Annotated in this window: 19 protein-coding genes; 14 read left to right on the top strand and 5 right to left on the bottom strand. The window is 67.0% G+C overall.

Annotated features, from left to right (window positions below):
• Positions 1-64: 64 nt before the first annotated feature.
• Both BLW48_RS08355 and BLW48_RS08350 read right to left on the bottom strand, forming a co-directional pair.
• Positions 65-856, bottom strand: coding sequence for a molybdopterin-binding protein (locus BLW48_RS08355; protein WP_093173984.1), 792 nt, complete (start codon positions 854-856; stop codon positions 65-67).
• A complete protein-coding gene (locus BLW48_RS08350) occupies positions 856-1,503 on the bottom strand; it encodes a cytochrome b/b6 domain-containing protein (protein WP_093173982.1) in 648 nt (215 codons plus the stop codon). Before BLW48_RS08350 ends, BLW48_RS08355 begins: the two co-directional genes overlap by 1 nt.
• Positions 1,504-1,601: 98 nt before the next feature.
• Here BLW48_RS08350 and BLW48_RS08345 point away from each other — a divergent pair, with 98 nt between their 5' ends.
• The 4 genes from BLW48_RS08345 (at position 1,602) to BLW48_RS08330 (ending at position 6,196) form a co-directional block, all read left to right on the top strand.
• On the top strand, positions 1,602-2,327 hold the full coding sequence (locus BLW48_RS08345; RefSeq protein WP_093173981.1) for a response regulator transcription factor: 726 nt from the start codon (positions 1,602-1,604) through the stop codon (positions 2,325-2,327).
• Positions 2,327-3,814, top strand: coding sequence for a sensor histidine kinase (locus BLW48_RS08340; protein WP_093173979.1), 1,488 nt, complete (start codon positions 2,327-2,329; stop codon positions 3,812-3,814). Before BLW48_RS08345 ends, BLW48_RS08340 begins: the two co-directional genes overlap by 1 nt.
• A gap of 77 nt (positions 3,815-3,891) precedes the next feature.
• A complete protein-coding gene (locus tag BLW48_RS08335; RefSeq protein ID WP_093173977.1) occupies positions 3,892-4,815 on the top strand; it encodes a crotonase/enoyl-CoA hydratase family protein in 924 nt (307 codons plus the stop codon).
• A 166-nt stretch (positions 4,816-4,981) separates the two neighbouring features.
• Positions 4,982-6,196, top strand: a complete 1,215-nt coding sequence (locus BLW48_RS08330) for a glycerophosphodiester phosphodiesterase (RefSeq protein ID WP_177142299.1) — start codon at positions 4,982-4,984, stop codon at positions 6,194-6,196.
• Between the two features lie 27 nt (positions 6,197-6,223).
• Here BLW48_RS08330 and BLW48_RS08325 read toward each other — a convergent pair whose 3' ends face one another.
• Positions 6,224-7,123 carry a transglutaminase family protein gene (locus BLW48_RS08325; protein WP_256216665.1) on the bottom strand — a complete coding sequence of 300 codons (900 nt, stop codon included), beginning with the start codon at positions 7,121-7,123 and terminating at the stop codon, positions 6,224-6,226.
• Between the two features lie 128 nt (positions 7,124-7,251).
• Between BLW48_RS08325 and BLW48_RS08320 the strand changes: the two genes are divergently transcribed.
• Entirely contained in the window at positions 7,252-7,587 is a 336-nt protein-coding gene (locus BLW48_RS08320) for an antibiotic biosynthesis monooxygenase family protein (RefSeq protein WP_093054564.1), read from the top strand.
• 3 nt (positions 7,588-7,590) lie between these two features.
• Entirely contained in the window at positions 7,591-8,394 is an 804-nt protein-coding gene (locus BLW48_RS08315) for a sulfite exporter TauE/SafE family protein (protein ID WP_093173975.1), read from the top strand.
• Between the two features lie 3 nt (positions 8,395-8,397).
• Here the strand turns inward: BLW48_RS08315 and mnmC are convergent, their stop codons facing one another.
• Positions 8,398-10,344, bottom strand: a complete 1,947-nt coding sequence (gene mnmC, locus BLW48_RS08310) for a bifunctional tRNA (5-methylaminomethyl-2-thiouridine)(34)-methyltransferase MnmC2/FAD-dependent 5-carboxymethylaminomethyl-2-thiouridine(34) oxidoreductase MnmC1 (protein ID WP_177142298.1) — start codon at positions 10,342-10,344, stop codon at positions 8,398-8,400.
• Between the two features lie 15 nt (positions 10,345-10,359).
• Complete coding sequence (locus tag BLW48_RS08305; RefSeq protein ID WP_093173971.1) at positions 10,360-10,635, bottom strand: oxidative damage protection protein; 276 nt, start codon at positions 10,633-10,635, stop codon at positions 10,360-10,362.
• Positions 10,636-10,782: 147 nt separating this feature from the next.
• On the opposite strand from BLW48_RS08305, the gene BLW48_RS08300 reads away from it, so the two are divergent.
• The 8 genes from BLW48_RS08300 to BLW48_RS08270 all read left to right on the top strand — a co-directional run bounded on the left by BLW48_RS08300 (position 10,783) and on the right by BLW48_RS08270 (position 17,597).
• A complete protein-coding gene (locus BLW48_RS08300; RefSeq protein WP_093173969.1) occupies positions 10,783-11,823 on the top strand; it encodes a sulfate ABC transporter substrate-binding protein in 1,041 nt (346 codons plus the stop codon).
• 97 nt (positions 11,824-11,920) lie between these two features.
• The gene (gene ssuE, locus BLW48_RS08295; protein WP_093054572.1) at positions 11,921-12,505 is read left to right on the top strand and encodes an NADPH-dependent FMN reductase; all 585 of its coding nucleotides are present in this window, start codon (positions 11,921-11,923) and stop codon (positions 12,503-12,505) included.
• A gap of 127 nt (positions 12,506-12,632) precedes the next feature.
• A complete protein-coding gene (locus tag BLW48_RS35370; RefSeq protein ID WP_177142297.1) occupies positions 12,633-12,770 on the top strand; it encodes a hypothetical protein in 138 nt (45 codons plus the stop codon).
• A 31-nt stretch (positions 12,771-12,801) separates the two neighbouring features.
• Positions 12,802-13,758, top strand: coding sequence for a sulfonate ABC transporter substrate-binding protein (locus tag BLW48_RS08290; protein ID WP_093173967.1), 957 nt, complete (start codon positions 12,802-12,804; stop codon positions 13,756-13,758).
• Positions 13,758-14,927, top strand: a complete 1,170-nt coding sequence (gene ssuD, locus BLW48_RS08285) for an FMNH2-dependent alkanesulfonate monooxygenase (protein WP_093173965.1) — start codon at positions 13,758-13,760, stop codon at positions 14,925-14,927. The genes BLW48_RS08290 and ssuD overlap by 1 nt, the downstream gene beginning before the upstream one ends.
• Before the next feature lie 9 nt (positions 14,928-14,936).
• Positions 14,937-15,782 (top strand): aliphatic sulfonate ABC transporter permease SsuC, encoded by an 846-nt coding sequence (ssuC, locus tag BLW48_RS08280; protein ID WP_093173963.1) that lies wholly within the window; start codon positions 14,937-14,939, stop codon positions 15,780-15,782.
• A 10-nt stretch (positions 15,783-15,792) separates the two neighbouring features.
• A complete protein-coding gene (locus BLW48_RS08275) occupies positions 15,793-16,761 on the top strand; it encodes an aliphatic sulfonate ABC transporter substrate-binding protein (RefSeq protein WP_093173961.1) in 969 nt (322 codons plus the stop codon).
• A 5-nt stretch (positions 16,762-16,766) separates the two neighbouring features.
• Positions 16,767-17,597 (top strand): ATP-binding cassette domain-containing protein, encoded by an 831-nt coding sequence (locus BLW48_RS08270; RefSeq protein ID WP_093074723.1) that lies wholly within the window; start codon positions 16,767-16,769, stop codon positions 17,595-17,597.
• The last annotated feature ends 3 nt before the right edge of the window (positions 17,598-17,600 follow it).

Genomic DNA, 17,600 nt, shown 5'->3' with positions numbered 1-17,600 from the left:
CGGCCTGGTTACAGTGAACTGGGCCTTGCGCTTTCTTCGGCAGTCGAGCGGCTGTGTCGGCCCCTCAGCTCCCTCCGAACCAGTTGTAGCCCTGGTCTTCCCAGTAGCCACCTGTGTAGGTGTTGGTGACGAACATCGCCTTGATGTGCTTCGGGTTCTTGTAGCCAAGCTTGGTCGGCATGCGCAGCTTCATCGGAAAGCCGTACTTGGGCGGCAGCGGCTGGCCGTCGTAGGTCAGCGTCAGCAGCGTCTGCGGATGCAGCGCGGTGGGCATGTCGATGCTGGTGTAGTAGTCGTCCGCGCACTTGAAGCCGACGTACTTGGCCGTCAGGTCGGCGCCGATGTGGCGCAGGAAGTCGGCAAAACGCACGCCGCCCCATTTGCCGATGGCGCTCCAGCCTTCCACGCAGATGTGGCGTGTGATCTGGTCGTGCTGCGGCATGGCACGCAACTCGGCCAGCGTCCAGGCATGCTTGTCGGCGACCATGCCGGTCACTTCGAGCTTGTAGCTGGCTTCGTCTACTTCGCGCACCTCGTCTTCGCCGTAGTAGGCGTTGAACGGAAAGGGGCGCGTGATCTCGGCTTCGGTGTAGGTTGGGGCAAGCTGCGTCGGGCTGAAGATCAGGCCCTGCACCTTGTCGTTGAAGCGCGAGATCTTCGTGAGCGCCGCTTCCACCTGCGCGTTGTCGCTGATGCTGCAGCCCGTGAGCAGCGAGAGGCCGCCGAGCGTGAGCGAGCGTTGCAGGAAGGCGCGACGCGAAGGCTGGTCGAGCTTCTTCGCAATCAGCGTGCGGGCTTCATGCAGCACGGCGTCGCCGTCAATGCCGCTCAGGGTTGGGGCTTTGAAGATTTTCATCAGGCTTTTGGCGCACGGCCGCGGATCATGGTGAGGAGGGTGCGGGGCACCAAGGCCACCATCACCAGATGCACGACGATGAAGGCGACGATGGCCGCCATCGCAAAGAAGTGGATGCGGCGCGCAAACTCGTAGCCGCCCAGCAGGTCGCGAAGCACGGCGAACTGCACCGACTTCCACAGCACCAGGCCCGACAGCACGATCACGATCAGGTCGAGCATCACGAACAGGTAGGCCAGCTTCTGCACGCTGTTGTAGTGGCGCGGGTCGGCGTGCGAGAGCTTGCCCTTCAGCGCGGCCAGCGCGTCGTGCCAGATGCCGGAGGGCGTCACCGGAAAGAACTTGGTGGCAAGCCGGCCGCTGGCGATGTTCATGGCCAGGTACACGAAGCCGTTGAACACCAGCAGCCACATGGCCGCAAAGTGCCACTGCAGTGCGCCGCCGAGCCAGCCGCCGAGCGTGATGATGGTCGGGATGGTGAAAGGGAAGAACGGCGCCGCGTCATAGATGCGCCAGCCGCTCGTCACCAGGATCACCACGGCCAACGCGTTGAGCCAGTGCGTGATGCGCATCCACAGCGGATGGATGGGACGGCGATCGACCTCGGGGGGCGGCTCGGCGAGTGGGGCGATGGCTGTGCTGTTCATGGGGCGGATTGTTGGGCGCACCCCATGGCCGATTCATCACGCAAAGTTCAATTAATCGTGATAACTCCGCAAGCCGTATCGCAGGACAATGGCGCCCTATGGACACCTCCAAGCGCGTGCTGATCGTCGAAGACGACGCCCACATTGCCGGACTCCTGCGCATGCACTTGCGCGACGAAGGCTATGCGGTCGAGCACGCCGCCGACGGCCACGCCGGCCTGCGCGAGCTGGAGCGCGGCAACTGGGACGCGCTGGTGCTCGACCTGATGCTGCCCGGCATCGACGGCCTCGAAATCTGCCGCCGCGCCCGCGCCATGACGCGCTATACGCCGATCATCATCATCAGTGCCCGCTCGAGCGAGGTGCACCGCATCCTCGGGCTGGAGCTGGGCGCTGACGACTACCTGGCCAAGCCCTTCTCGGTGCTGGAACTGGTGGCGCGCGTGAAGGCGCTGCTGCGGCGCACCGATGCGCTGGCGCGCAATGCGCGCATGGAGTCGGGCAGCCTCACGCTCGGCAATCTCGACATCGAGCCGCTGGCGCGCGAGGTGCGCGTGGACGGCAAGCTCATCGAACTCACGCCGCGCGAGTTCGACCTGCTTTACTTCTTCGCTCGGAACCCCGGCAAGGTGTTCTCGCGGCTCGACCTGCTCAACCAGGTCTGGGGCTACCAGCACGACGGCTACGAGCACACGGTCAACACGCACATCAACCGGCTGCGCACCAAGGTCGAGGCCGATCCGGCGGAGCCCCGGCGCATCCTCACGGTGTGGGGGCGGGGCTACAAGCTGTCGGCCACCGCGACCGGGGAGGACTCTGCGTGATGGCGTGGGCCACGCTGTCGCGGCGGCTGTCGGCCGTGTTCGCGGTGCTGCTGCTGGTGTGCTGCGGGGCATCGGCGTGGCTGCAGATGCGCTCCAACGGCATGCACGAACAGGAGGTCATCCAGCGCCTGTCGCTCGGGCTCGCGGCGCACATCGCCGAGAACTCCGAGCTCATGAAGCCTGGCGGACTCAACCAGGAGGCGGTGAAGGATCTTTTCGACAAGCTCATGGCCGTCAACCCGAGCGTGGAGGTCTATCTGCTGGGGCTGGACGGCCGCATCAAGGCGCAGGCCGCACCGCTCGGGCACCTGAAGCGCGACAAGGTCGAGCTGGGGCCGATCCGCAAGCTGCTGTCGGGTGCGCCGCTGCCCATCGGCGGCGACGATCCGCGAAGTCTTGCCGCGTCCAAGGTGTTCAGCGCCGCGCCGCTGCGCATGGACGGGCGCGACGTGGGATACGTCTACGTGGTGCTGCAGGGCGAAGACCACGACGCGCTGGTCGCCAATGCGGCGACCGACAACGTGCTGCGCACCACGCTGTGGTCGATGGGGCTGGTGGCGCTGCTCGGGCTGCTTGCGGGCCTTGCGGCTTTCCGCCTCATCACGCGGCCGCTGCGCGAGCTGACCTCGGCCGTCAAGCGCTTCGAGACAGAAGGCATCGCCTCGCTCGAAAGCGAGGCTCCCACGCTGGAGCGCCTCTCCCACGGCAGCGACGAAATCGCGCAGCTGGGCCAGGCCTTCGCGCAGATGACGCGCCGCATCGCCGAGCAATGGCGCGAGCTGACCCTGCAAGACCAGCAGCGCCGCGAGCTGTTCGCCAACATCTCGCACGACCTGCGCACGCCGCTCACTTCGCTGCACGGGTATCTCGAAACGCTGCTGCTCAAGGCCGGCTCGCTCAGCGAGGAAGAGCGCCGGCGCTATCTGGAAATCGCACTGGGCCAGAGCCGCAAGGTCGGTCGCCTCGCGCAGGAAGTGTTCGAACTGGCACGCCTCGAATACGGCGTGGTCAAGCCCGAGAAGGAAAACTTCGCACTCGCCGATCTCGTGCAGGACGTGTTCCAGAAGTTCGAGCTGGCTGCCGAGGCGAGGCATCAACGCCTCAAGCCCGACATCGCGCCGGGCCTGCCGGTGGTGTCGGCCGACCTCGGCATGATCGAGCGCGTGCTGACCAACCTGCTCGACAACGCCATCCGCCACACGCCCGAGGGCGGCGAAATCGTGGTGCAGCTGCGTGCCGAGAACGCAGGCGTGACGGTTCAGGTGAGCGACACGGGCCCCGGCATTCCGGGCGAACTGCAGCCGGCCCTGTTCATGCGCCCCGTGTTCATGAGCGGATCGCGCACCGACAGCGCGAGCAGCGGCGGGCTGGGCCTGGTGATCGTGAAGCGCATCTTGCAGCTGCACGGCAGCGACATACGGCTGGTGCAGCAGCCGGACAAGGGCGCGGTGTTCCGCTTTCAGCTGGGTGGTGCGGCAAGCGCCTGAAAGGCTTGCAGGTTTGCCTGCGCGTGGGTGACGATGCTGCAAGAGCAGCACAACCCTTACGCAAGGAGACAAGCCAGATGCCAGCCTTCGAAACCGTCCTGATCGACAAGGACCCTCAGCACCCGCGCATCGCGCGCCTCGTACTCAACCGGCCCGACAAGCTCAACGCCATCGGTGAGACCACGCCTTCGGAGATTCGACGCGCGGTCGAATGGGCCGAAGCCGATGACGAAGTGCATGTGATCGTGGTCGAAGGCGCAGGCCGCGCCTTCTGCGCTGGCTACGACCTCGGCGACTATGCCGAAGGCCACGGGCGTGAAGGGCAGGGCGACCACCCTTGCCGGCAAGAGAAAACGCCATGGGACCCGATGCTCGACTACGCCGCCATGAAGCGCAACACCGACGACTTCATGGCCCTGTGGCGCAGCCGCAAGCCCACCATCGCCAAGGTGCACGGCTACGCGGTGGCGGGCGGCAGCGACATCGCGCTGTGCTGCGACCTGCTGACCATGGCCGACGATGCGCGCATCGGCTACATGCCCACGCGCGTGTGGGGCTGCCCGACCACCGCGATGTGGACCTATCGCCTCGGTGCCATGCGCGCCAAGCAGCTCATGTTCACGGGCGACACCATTGCCGGCACGCAGGCGGCCGATTGGGGTCTCGCCAATTTCTCGGTGCCCGCCGATCAGCTCGACGACGCCACGCTGAAGCTCGCACTGCGCATCGCGGGCGTGCCGCGTTCGCACTTGATGATGCACAAGCTGGTCGTCAACCAGGTCTGGCACTCGATGGGGCTGGAGCAGAGCCAGATGTTCGCGACCGTGTTCGACGGCATCACGCGGCACAACCCAGAGGGGATGTGGTTCAGGCGCCAGGCGGAGGCCGAAGGCTTCAAGAGCGCGGTGCAGTGGCGCGACAGCGGCCGGCAGATTCCCGAGGGCGACGAAGCCCGCGCACGCATTGCCGAGCTCGAAGCGAAGCTGGCAGCGCGCGGCTGATCCGGCACGGGCAGGCGCCGGTGCGCGCCGATGGCCCTTTGTCGCGTGGTGCATGTCACGCGACCGACACCTCCCCCTTCGATGATCCGGCGCGCCTGCCGCCAACCTTCTTGGCAGCAAAAGGCAGGCGTATTTACATCGATAGAAACAAATAGGGGGAATTTCAATGCAGTTGTTAACTTTTTCCAGGACCGCCCTGGCGGCTTGTGCCTGCGCGTTCATGGCGGCATGCGGTGGTGGCAGTGGCGGCGGCATGCCCGCGCTACCCGATGCGCCGGCGTCACCGCCGGCGGCGCCTCCTGCGCCGGCCCCGGCTCCAGCGCCAGTGGAGGCGGCACCCGTGCTCGTCATCGGTCATCGCGGCGCTTCGGCGCAGCGGCCTGAACACACGCTGGCCTCGTACCAGCAGGCCATCGACGACGGAGCTGACTTCATCGAACCCGACCTGGTGCCCACCAAGGACGGCGAACTGGTCGCCCGCCACGAGAACGCCATTGCCATCGTCGACGCAGCCGGCACCGTGATCGAGGCCACCACCAACGTGGCCGACGTGCCGAAGTTCGCTGGCCGCAAGGCCACCAAGGTCATCGACGGCATCTCGATCACAGGCTGGTTCACCGAGGACTTCACGCTGGCCGAACTCAAGGAGCTGAAGGCCCGCGAGCGCATTCCGAAGCTGCGCCCGGCCAACGTGTCGTACAACGACCAGTTCCAGGTGCCCACGCTCGACGAAGTGATCCAGCTCGCCAAGGCGCAGTCGGTGGCCAAGGGTCGCGTGATCGGCATCTACCCCGAGACCAAGCACCCGACCTACTTCCGCTCGATAGGCCTGCCGCTGGAGAAGAAGCTGCTCGACACGCTGCAGAAGCACGACCTGAACAAGGCTGATGCGCCGGTGTTCGTGCAGTCTTTCGAGACCGGCAACCTGAAGGACATCCGCCTGAAGAGCACGGTGAAGATAGTCCAGCTCATCGACGGGCAGGGGGCGCCTTACGACTTCGTGGCCCTGAGCGACAAGCGTACGTATGCCGATCTTGTGAAGCCCGAGGGCCTGGCCGAGATCGCAGCTTATGCGCAGGGCGTCGGCACGGCCAAGGCACGCGTGATCCCGGTGGTCGACGGCAAGCTCGGCACGCCCACCACGCTCGTGAAGGACGCGCACGACAAGAAGCTGCTGGTCCACGTCTGGACGATCCGCCCCGAGAACAACTTCCTGCCGGACAGCCTCAAGAGAGCGCCGAAGGCCGACCCGATCATGCAAGGCGACACCGCCGGGGAAATCAAGGCGTTCCTCGACGCCGGCATCGACGGCCTCTTCGCCGACAGCCCCGTCACGGCGGTGCCGGTGGTCAAGGCGTATCGGGCGGCGCGGTCGAGGTAGGAGCGCGCAAGAGGCGGTGGTTGGCGCTCAGTCCTTGCGGCGGGTGACGACCACCGTCGCTTCGAGTCCCTCGTAGGCCTCGGCGTCGCCGTACCAACTGCCCGAGATGGGCGCTGCCTGCGCCGGGTCGCGCGTGACGCCGACACGGATCAACTGGCCGCTGCCCATCAGGTTGTTGGTCGGATCGAAGGCCAGCCAGCCGATGCCCGGCAGATAGGCCTGCAGCCAGGCGTGCGTGGTGCCGGCGCCGGTCATCGATTCGCCCTTGGTCTGGGCGGCGTTGTCGAGCGCGGCGTCGTAGAGATAGCCGGAGACGAAGCGAGTGGCAATGCCCAGGCGCCGCGCGGCTTCCATCATCAGCAGGGCGTAGTCGCGGCAGCTGCCGCTGCCGAGCGCCAGCGTGACGAGCGGCGTTTGCGTGCCTTCCTCGTCGCGCGCCTTGTACTCGAGGCTCTGGCCGATGTGCGCGTTCATGCGCGTGAGCACCTCTCGCGTGCTGTTGGGCTTGTCGGTATGCAGGAACTGGTGGGCCCAGCGGATCAACGTGCCCTGGTTGTCGTCGTCGTGGTGCGGGCGCAGGTAGTGCTCGAGGTCGAGGCGCTCCTGCACCGAATAGGCGAAGGGCAAGAATTCGGCAGCGGGGTCGAGCGCCAGCTGGTCTTGCTGCGCCGGCACGTGCTCGATGGTGAAAGAGCACACGATGCGCAGCTCGGTCGCCTCGCCCATGGGCTGCACCAGCGCCACGGAATTGGAATGCGGGTCTTGAATGAGCCGGGTGAAGGCCTGCGGGCTCACCTGCAGGTCGGTGGCCAGCACGCGCAGGTCGTGGCTGTCGCGCGGACGGAACATCACGCGGTGCAAGCCGAAGGTGACCGGCTTGTTGTAGCGATAGACGGTGGTGTGCTTGATGTCGTACTGGATGGCCATGCGGTGCATTCTCAGCGTTCGCGTGGCAAAACGGTGGATTGGCGTGAGCACATGCCGCAGAATCGGCGCCCGTCCGGGCTCTGCCCGGGTCCATTCGGGTTCATTCACCCAGGAGATTCCGGCTCGCCATGTACTCCGCCACCTTCATCTTCGCCAAGAAGCAATTCGACGACGAATTCCACCGTCTCGACCAGACCATCGCCGCGGCAGCGAAGTCGCTGCCCGGCTACCTGGGCGAGGAAACATGGGAGAACACGGGCAACGGGCTGGTGTCGAACGTCTACTACTGGGACTCGCTCGACAGCCTGCAGGCGTTGATCCGCCACCCCGTGCACCAGCAGGCCAAGGCGGCGCAGGCGAACTGGCTCGACGGGTACAAGGTGGTGATCTCCGAGGTGCTGCGCACCTATGGGGACAGCCGTATCGATCACCTGCTGGCGCCTTCGGGGCAGGGCGCCGCTTAGCCCATGCCCGAATCGTTCGGTCTCGTTCAAGTGCTGGGCGGGCTGGCGATCGGCATCTTTTCGGGTGCGATGGCCGGCCTGCTCGGTGTGAGCCCCGGCGGGGCGCTGGTGCCCGCGCTGGCGTTGATGCCCGGGCTGGGGCAGCATGATGCGCAGGCCATTTCGCTCGCAGCGCAGCTGGTGCCGACCAGCCTGGCGGGGTTTCTGCGCTACCGGGTGTCGGGGCATGGGGCCGCGTGGCGCACGGTGGTCTGGATCTCGCTCGGGTTTCTGGCTGGGGCTTATGCGGGCGCGCGTGGGGCGAGCCATGTCGCCGATGCGGCGCTGCGGTGGATGTTCGTGGGGTATCTGCTGGTGCTGGCGACGCTGGTCGTGCTGAAGTCGCCTGCGAAGACTGCGGGCGTCGATGCGGCGCAGGCCGATGAGCCACGCGGAGCAGTCGTCGCGCTGGTGGTCGTTGGCATGGTCGCGGGTGCATCGTCGGGGTTGCTGGGCATCGGCGGCGGGCTGGCCATCACGGCGCTGCTGACGGTGGCGCTGCATTACTCGCAGCACCGGGCGCAAGCGGTGAGCCTGGCGATCAACGCGCTGCCGCTGGCGTTGCCGGCAGTGCTTGTCTACGCCAGCGTCGCCAGCGGGCTGCCCTGGGTGCTGCTGGGCTTTGTCGTGCTGGGGCTGTGGATCGGCACGGCGGCCGGGGCGCGGCTGGCGACCCGGCTGGAGGAGCAGGCGCTGCGCAAGTACTTCTTCGTGCTGGTGATCTGCATGGCGCTGCTGATGGCCTGGCGGGCATCGGGCGCGGGCTGATATTCAGAGCCGCCGCGTGCTGAGTGCCTTGGCCAGCGTGGCGGGCAGGGGCAGCGGCTCGGCGTGCCACTGCGCGGCCAGCAGTTCTGCGCACAGCGCGGCAAAGCTCAGGCCGCGCGAGCCCAGCGCGGTGCAGACCCAGAGGCCGCCTGCATCGGCGTCGAGCGGGCCGATCAGCGGGCGCCGGTCGCCCGAGGCGCAGCGGATGCCGACCCAGGCGTTGACCTGGCCGTGCGCGAACGAAGGGGCCAGCGCGGAGGCCGCGGCGGGGTGCAGCCGCGCAAGGCGCTCGCGGTTGGCTTCGCTGTCCGTCTCGGCGGGGGCGAGGTCCGTGCTGTCGCGGTCGAAGGTCGCGCCGGCCAGCCAGATCGGGGTGCCCTCGGCGTCGGGCACGTGAGCGACCAGATGGCCGTCGCCGTTGAGGGGCGTGGCGGGCAGTTCGAGGCCGTCGGCCATGTGGCCCCAGGCGACTTGGCCGCGCACCGGCTGAAGAGGGAGCCTGGGGGCGAATCGGTCTGATTCGAAGCCTGCGGCTATTACCACGCGGTCGACGTCGATCAGCAACTGGCCGGCCGGGTCGAACAGTTGCCAGCCGCTCGCGTGCCGCTCCAGGCGCTCCACCTTGCACCCACCACGAAACTCGACACCCGGCTGCCGCAGCCACGCGGCGATCAGCCGGTGCGGCCGCACCCAGGCGGCGCGTGCGTGCCAAAGGGCGGGCGCATCGCTCGGCAGTCCAAGAGCCGCCAGTTGCCCGGCGCTCGCGGGCCACGATTCGTTGGGGCCGCTTTCGCTCCAGCCAGCCGGCACGCGCGTGTCGCCATCGGGCCGGCGCTCCAGCACGCCGCTGGCGCGCCAGTCGCGGCCTTCTTCCAGCAATCGTGTCAGTTCGGCCCACGTGGCGCGGATGCCGGCTCGCGTGAGCCGCGACAGCAGCGCATCATCGGGCGACACATGTGGCGCGAGCATGCCCACCGGCAGCCCCGACGCACCGGAGGCGGGCCAGTCCGCGGCATCCAGCACGGTGACCTGCCATCCGCGCCGCGCAAGGCTCGCTGCCACGGCCGCGCCCGCAAGCCCGGCGCCGATGACGGCGCAGCGGCCCGGCGTGTCGATGCGCTCGGGCACGGGGCCGCGGCGGCGCACCGTCCAGGCGGGCGCGAACACGCCGCGCAGGCAATCGCGCTTGGGTGGCAGGCCCTGGTCTTTTTCGACCGAGAACCCGAACTGCTTGAGCGCGTCGCGCACCGTCCGCGCGATCGTCCAGGTCGCGATGCGCGTGCCTTGCCGCGCAAAGCGCGACACGGCCTTGAGCGTGTCTTCCGACCACATGGCAGGGTTCTGCTGCGGGCTGAAGCCATCGAGAAAGATGCTGTCGGCATCGAAGCGCTGGGCGCGCAGCATCGGCTGCACGTCGCCGATGCAGAGGGTGAGCAGTACGCGGCCTTCGTCGAAGGCCAGGCGGTGGAAGCCCGGCAGCAGCCCGTGCCACTGCGCGGCCAGTTCGCGGGCGAGGGAGGCCAGTTCGGGATACGCCCCGGCCGCACGCAGCAGGTCTTCAGCCGAAACCGGGTGCGCCTCGATAGAGACGAAGTGCAGCATCCGTGGCCGCCCGGCGTCCGCGCGCCAGGCCTGCCAGGTTGTCAGGAAATTGAGGCCCAGGCCAAAACCGGTTTCGAGAATCAGCCATTGCGGCTGTCCGATCCAGGCCTCAGGCAGCCCGCAGCCACCCAGAAACACATGGCGCGACTGCGCCAGCGCTCCGGTTTCCGTGTGATAGATGTCGTCGAAGCGCTCGCTGCGGGGGACGCCGTCGGCGCGCCATGTAACAGGCTCACCCCCAGGCTTCGCGCACTTCGTGTCGCTTCGCCAACCCCCTTCGAGGGGGCAACACCTGCAGCCCGGCAAAGCCGGTTCTGCGGTGTTCCCCGAAGAAGAGGTAGGCGGCAATCGCGGTGGCGACCGTTAGGAGGCCGAGGGGGGGACGTAGCCCTGGGCCACGTCGGCGCCTTCGCCGAAGAAGTGCTTTTCCATCTGCCGCGCCAGGTACTGGCGGGCGCGGAGATCGGCCAGATTCAGCCGGTTTTCATTGACCAGCATGGTCTGCTGCTTGAGCCAGGCGGCCCAGGCTTCCTTGCTGACGTTTTCCCAGAGGCGCTTGCCCAGCTCGCCTGGGTAGGGCGGGAAGTCGAGCCCTTCGGCCTCTTTGCCGAGCTTGATGCACTGAACCATGCGTGCCATTTCGATTGCCTTTGAACGGGAAAAGTGGGGAAAGCGGTTGCTTAGTTGATTTGGCTATTTAGAACTGAAAACTTGGTCGTTCCAGTTTCTATATGTCGTATTGAGAATACGCAGCTTCATTGATATGCCTTTTCAGAGCAAGACACCATGAGCCTCCGCCGCGACTTTATCAAGCTTTCCCTGGGTGCCGGCGTGGCCGGTGCCATGGCCCTGTCGGCGTTGCCGACGTTTGCCCAGGGCGGCGCAGCCCCGGTGACGCTGCTGAACGTGTCCTATGACCCGACGCGCGAGCTGTACGTTGACTACAACCAGGCCTTCGCCAAGTACTGGAAGGCCAAGACCGGCCAGGACGTGACGGTCAAGCAGTCGCATGGCGGCTCGGGCAAGCAGGCCCGCTCGATCATCGACGGCATCGACGCCGACGTAGCCACGCTGGCGCTGGGCGGTGACGTCGATGCGCTCGTCACGCACGGTGGCCTCGTCAAGGCCGACTGGCAGAAGCGCCTGCCGCACAACTCCGCTCCCTACACCTCGACCATCGTGTTCCTGGTGAAGAAGGGCAACCCCAAGGGCCTGAAGGACTGGGACGACCTGATCAAGCCCGGCGTGCAGGTGATCACCCCCAACCCCAAGACCTCGGGCGGCGCCCGCTGGAACTACCTGGCCGCGTGGGAATTCGCCAAGCGCAAGTACGGCGGCGATGCCAAGGCCAAGGAATACATCGGCAACCTGTTCAAGAACGTGCCCGTGCTCGACACCGGCGCGCGCGGCTCGACCATCACCTTCGTGCAACGCGGCGTGGGCGACGTGCTGCTGGCCTGGGAGAACGAAGCTTTCCTGGCGCTGAAGGAATTCGGCCCCGAGAAGTTCGAGATCGTGGTGCCTTCGATCTCCATCCTGGCCGAGCCCAGCGTGGCTGTGGTCGACAAGGTCGTCGACAAGAAGGGTACGCGCGCCGTGGCCGAGGAATACCTGAAGTACCTGTACTCGGACGAAGGCCAGGACATTGCGGGCCGCAACTTCTATCGCCCGACGTCTGACAAGGCCAAGGCCAAGTATGACAAGCAGTTCCCCAAGCTGACGCTGGTGACCATCGACCAGGCCTTCGGCGGCTGGGCGAAGGCCGACAAGGAGCACTTTGCCGACGGCGGCTCCTTCGATCAGATCTACACGACAAAGCAGAAGTAACTCGACCCGCGACCGAGCCGGTCCCGCATGGCGCCCGTTCCGTGAGCGTCATGACCCGGCTCGCCTCGACATCTCCGAAGAAAACAGAAAGTCTCCCGTGTCCGTTCTCCTGATTGCCGGCAGCCCCACGGCCCCGTCCCGCTCCACCGCCTTGCTCGACTCGGTGGGCGAGCGGCTGGCCCAGCGCCATGCGCGGATCGAGCGGCTTGCCATCCGCGAGCTGCCGGCGCAGGCGCTGCTGCTGGCCGAATGGAACAACCCGGCCATCGAGCGTGCCATTGCCCAGGTGGCGGCGGCTCGCGTGATCGTGGTGGCCACGCCGGTCTACAAGGCGGCCTACAGCGGCCTGCTCAAGGTCTTTCTGGACCTGCTCTCGCAGAACGCGCTCAAGGGCAAGACGGTGCTGCCGCTGGCCACCGGCGGCAGCCCGCACCACATGCTCGCGCTCGACTACGCATTGCGCCCCGTGCTGCAGTCGCTGTCGGCGCGCCACATCCTGCCGGGCGTGTACGCCAGCGAATCGCAGATTGCGCTGACGCCCGAGAACGCCTACCAGGTGCACAACGACCTGGCCGAGCGACTCAACGAGGCCGTCGAGGTGCTGGCCACCGAAGGCCTGAAGCTGCCTGCAACCCACGGCTTCGAGCCGGTGCCGTTTTCTCGCGTGCGATGTAGCGTCTGAAAGCACGGGCTCGTCGCGAGCCCGGCTTGTCCAGACCTCATCTCCCTCATTCCCGTTCTTGAAAGCCGCCTGCGCGCGGTGCGGGACAGCTTTTGCCTGAAGTTTTTGCAGACCAAGGAATCCACGCATGACCCCCGTTGCCACCGAAGACTCCGTGCTCGACACCTCGCCGCGCTCCCTCTGGCACGCGCTGGGCGATCTTGCCGTGAGCGTCATCGTCGTCAGCGCCATTGCGCTGATCGTGAGTTTCATTGCCGCCGCCTGACCGCGCGGCACATCCATACCCAAGCATTGCCATGACATTGATTTCCGCACCCCGACGTCGCCTGATCCAGGGCGTTGCTGCCGCCATTGCGCTGCCTTCTTTTGCTGCGCTGGCACAGGCGCCCGCACGCCAGCTTCGCATCGGCAACCAGAAGGGGCCGCTGAGCGTCCTCAAGGGCCGCGGCACGCTCGAGAAGCGACTCGCACCACTCGGCGTGACCGTGAAGTGGACCGAGTTCACCGCCGGCCCCGTGCAGCTCGAAGCACTGAACGTCGGCTCCATCGACTTCGGCGACGTGGGCGAGGCGCCGCCCATCTTCGCGCAGGCAGCCGGTGCGCCGCTGGCCTATGTGGCCGCGACGGTGCCGCGTCCGCGGGCGGAAGCGGTGATCGTGCCCAAGGGTTCGGCCATCAAGACCGTGGCCGATCTGAAGGGCAAGAAGATCGCGCTCAACAAGGGCTCGAACGTCCATTACCTCATCGTCAAGCTGGCCGAAAAGCACGGCCTGCCGTACACCGACCTGAACCTGGTCTACCTGCCTCCGGCCGACGCGCGCGCCGCCTTCGAGAAGGGCTCGGTCGACGCCTGGGTCATCTGGGACCCGTTCCTCGCCGCAGCCGAGAAGTCGCTCGAAGCGCGCGTGCTGGCCGACGCCACCGGCGTGGTCGGCAACCGTGGCTACTACTTCTCGTCGCTCGACTACGTGGCGAAGAACGCCGACGTGCTGGCCATCGCGGTCGAGGAGATCAACAAGATCGACGTCTGGGGCGCAGCCAACAAGGGTGACTACGCGGCCGAGCTGGCCACGCTCTGGGGCCTGCCGAAGCCGGTGGCCGATTTGTCGGTGGGCCGGGTGGACTATGGAACCACACCCATCACCAAGGCCATCCTGGCGGAGCAGCAACAGATTGCCGACACCTTCTTCGCACTGAAGCTGATCCCGAAAAAGATCAACCTGCTCGAAGCCGCCGGCGCGGGGATTGCGTGATGCAGATCTTCTGGTTCCTCCCCACGCACGGCGACAGCCGCTACCTCGGCACGAGCGAGGGCGCACGCCCCATCGACCTGGCTTACCTGCAGCAGATTGCCGGCGCGGCCGACAACCTCGGCTACGAAGGCGTGCTCATTCCAACGGGCCGCTCGTGCGAAGACCCGTGGGTCATCGCTTCGAGCCTGATCGGTGCGACGAAGAAGCTCAAGTTCCTGGTGGCGGTGCGCCCCGGCCTGCATCAGCCCAGCCTAGCCGCGCGCATGGCCGCGACCTTCGACCGGCTCTCCGGCGGGCGCCTGCTCGTGAATCTCGTGACCGGCGGCGACCAGGCCGAGCTCGAAGGCGACGGCGTGTACCTCGACCATGCGTCGCGCTACGAACAGTCGGCAGAGTTCATCCGCATCTGGCGCGAGATCATCGCGCGCAGCCACGACGGGCAGGCTTTCGACTTCGAAGGCAAGCACCTGAGCGTGAAGGGTGCGAAGCTGCTTTACCCGTCGGTGCAGAAGCCGTATCCGCCCGTGTGGTTCGGCGGCTCGTCGGCTGCTGCGCACGACCTCGCCGCGGAGCAGGTCGATGCGTACCTCACCTGGGGCGAGCCGCCCGCGGAAGTCGCGAAGAAGATCGCCGACGTGCGCGCCCGCGCCGAGCGGCAGGGCCGCAAGGTCGAGTTCGGCATTCGCCTGCATGTGATCGTGCGCGAGACCGAAGACGCCGCGTGGAAGGCCGCCGAAGAACTGATCAGCCGCGTGGACGACGAGACCGTCATCCGCGCGCAGGCTGCGTTTGCGCGCATGGATTCCGAAGGCCAGCGCCGCATGGCCGCGCTGCATGCTGGCGGCGCCAAGCGCTCGCGCGCCGAGCTTGAGATTGCGCCGAACCTCTGGGCTGGTGTGGGCCTGGTGCGTGGCGGTGCTGGCACTGCGCTGGTGGGCGACCCGAAGACCGTCGCTGCGCGCATCGAGGAATACGCAGCACTCGGCCTCGACAAATTCATTCTCTCGGGCTACCCGCATCTCGAAGAGGCCTACCGCTTCGCCGAGCTGGTGTTCCCGCTGCTCTCGCGCAAGGCGCAGACGCGCCTGGCAGGCGGTTCGCTGAGCGGGCCCTTCGGCGAGGTCGTCGCCAATCTCGACGCGCCTTCGCGCCTCGTCTCCCAAAGCTGAAGGACCGTCATGACCGAACAAGTTCAGGAGCTGCCGGCCGTGGCACCCACCGAGAACACCGGCAACGCATTCAAGAGCTTCGCTGCCAACGTCGCCGGGCGACTGGTGCCGTGGCTCGTGCCGGTCGGGCTCATCGTCTTCTGGCAGATCGCATCGTCGCTGGGCTGGCTCAGCACGCGCGTGCTGCCGGCGCCTGTCGACGTGGTCAAGGCTGCGTGGAACCTCACGGTGTCAGGCGAGCTGTGGACGCACGTGAAGGTCAGCGCGGGTCGTGCGCTCGCGGGGCTGGCCATCGGCGGTGGGGCGGGGCTTGCGCTCGGCCTGCTCACGGGCTCGGTGAAGTTCGCCGAGACGCTGCTCGACTCCACCATCCAGATGGTGCGCAACATTCCGGCGCTGGCGCTGATTCCGCTGGTGATCCTGTGGTTCGGCATCGACGAATCGGCCAAGCTGTTCTTGATTTCGGTGTCGGTGTTCTTCCCGATCTACCTGAACACCTTCCACGGCATCCGCAACGTCGATCCGCAACTGATCGAGATGGGGCGCACCTACGGCCTGTCGCGCTGGCAGCTGTACCGCGAGGTGATCCTGCCGGGCGCGCTGTCGTCGATCCTCGTGGGCCTGCGCTTCTCGCTGGGCCTGATGTGGGTGATCCTGATCGTGGCGGAGACCATCTCGGCGCAGGCCGGCATTGGCTACCTCACGATGAACGCCCGCGAGTTCCTGCAGACCGACATCGTGCTCGTGGGCATCCTGCTGTACGCGCTGCTCGGCAAGCTGGCCGACCTGTTCGCGCGCGGGCTGGAGCAATGGTGGCTGCGGTGGCATCCGGGCTACCAGAAGAAGGCGAAGTGAGGGCAGGGGCATGACGCAATTCCATGTTTCCCGTCGCACCGTCATCGCCACGCTGGGTGCGTTCGGCGCCGGTGCGGTGCTTGCACAGGGCGTGGCCGCCCGGCCCGCGACCGTGCGGCTCGGCTACCAGAAGTCGTCGACGCTGATCGCCGTGCTCAAGGCGCAGGGCGCGCTCGAAAAGCAGCTCGCGCCGCTCAACGTCACGCTGAGCTGGCACGAGTTCACCAGCGGCCTGCCGCTGCTGGAGGCGCTGAACCTCGACAACCTGGACATCAGCGCCGACGTGGCCGACACCGTACCGGTGTTCGCGCAAGCTGCCGGAGCAGACTTGACCTTCATTGCGCAGGAGGCACCGTCGCCCGCTGCACAGGCCATCGTGGTGCGCGAAGACTCGCCGATCAAGACGGTGGCCGATCTGAAGGGCAAGAAGATCGGCTTCGCGAAAGCTGCTGGCGCGCACTACCTGCTGATCGCCGCGCTCGACAAGGCCGGCCTGTCGTTCAAGGACATCGAGCCCGCCTACCTCACGCCCGCCGATGGCCGCGCCGCCTTCGAGAAGGGCGCCATCGACGCATGGGTGGTGTGGGACCCGTTCCTTGCTGCCGCGCAGCGCCAGTCGAAGGTGCGCGTGCTGGCGGATGGTGCGGGCATCGCCTCGTACCAGCGCTACTACCTTGCGAGCACCAAGTTCGCGAAGGCGCGGCCCGACGTGCTGCGCGCGGTCTACGCCGAGCTCGAGAAGACCGGCAAGTGGGTCAAGCAGAACCCGAAGGACGCGGCAGCGCTGCTGTCGCCCGTGTGGGGCCTGGACGCCGCAACCATCGAGCAGGCCAACAGCCGCCGCAGCTATGCCGTGCGTCCGGTGGTGGCCGAGGCCCTGACCGAGCAGCAGCGCATCGCCGATGCCTTCTTCACGGAAAAGCTGCTCCCCCGAAAAATCGATGCGCTGAACGTGGCGCTGTTCAAACCCGGAGCCTGAAGCTCATGAGTGCCGTCCTGAAAGACATCCAACCCCAGGCCATCGCCGGCGGCGTGCGCCTCGAAGCGCGCGGCCTGCACAAGCGCTACGGTGCGCGCGAAGTGCTGCGCAACACGCGCCTGACCATCGAGCCGGGCCAGTTCATCGCCATCGTCGGGCGCAGCGGCTGCGGCAAGAGCACGCTGCTGCGGCTCATCGCGGGGCTGGAGGAGCCGAGCGCCGGTGGCCTCTACACCGACGGCAAGGCCGTGCATGGCCTGCACGACGACACCCGCATCATGTTCCAGGAGGCGCGCCTGCTGCCGTGGCGCCGCGTGCTCGACAACGTGACGCTGGGCCTGCCCAACGACGCCAAGGCGCGTGGCAAGGAAGTGCTGGCGCAAGTCGGCCTGGCCGACCGCGAGAACGAATGGCCGGCGCGCCTGTCGGGCGGGCAGCGGCAGCGCGTGGCACTGGCCCGCGCGCTGGTGCATCACCCGCGCCTGCTGCTGCTCGACGAGCCGCTGGGGGCGCTGGATGCGCTGACGCGCATCGAGATGCACCGCCTCATCGAGAACCTGTGGCAGCGCCACCGCTTCACCGCGCTGCTGGTGACGCATGACGTGCAGGAGGCCGTGGCGCTGGCCGACCGCGTGATCCTCATCGAAGACGGCCGCATCGCGCTCGACGAGAACATCGCGCTGGCCCGCCCGCGTTCGCAGGGCGACCCGGCCTTCGCGGCCATTGAAAAACGAATCCTCGACAGGGTGCTGCAGAAGCCGGAAGACACCGCGCCAGAGAGCACCGACGCAAGCTGGCTCAGCACCCCCGCGCATGCATTGCGCTGGGCGATCTGAGCT

Source organism: Variovorax sp. YR266 (genome assembly GCF_900107295.1).
In the GTDB taxonomy this organism is placed as follows: Bacteria; Pseudomonadota; Gammaproteobacteria; order Burkholderiales; family Burkholderiaceae_C; genus Variovorax.
Note: the sequence above shows the minus strand (reverse complement) of the source record. Positions and strands in the feature narration are given on the sequence as shown.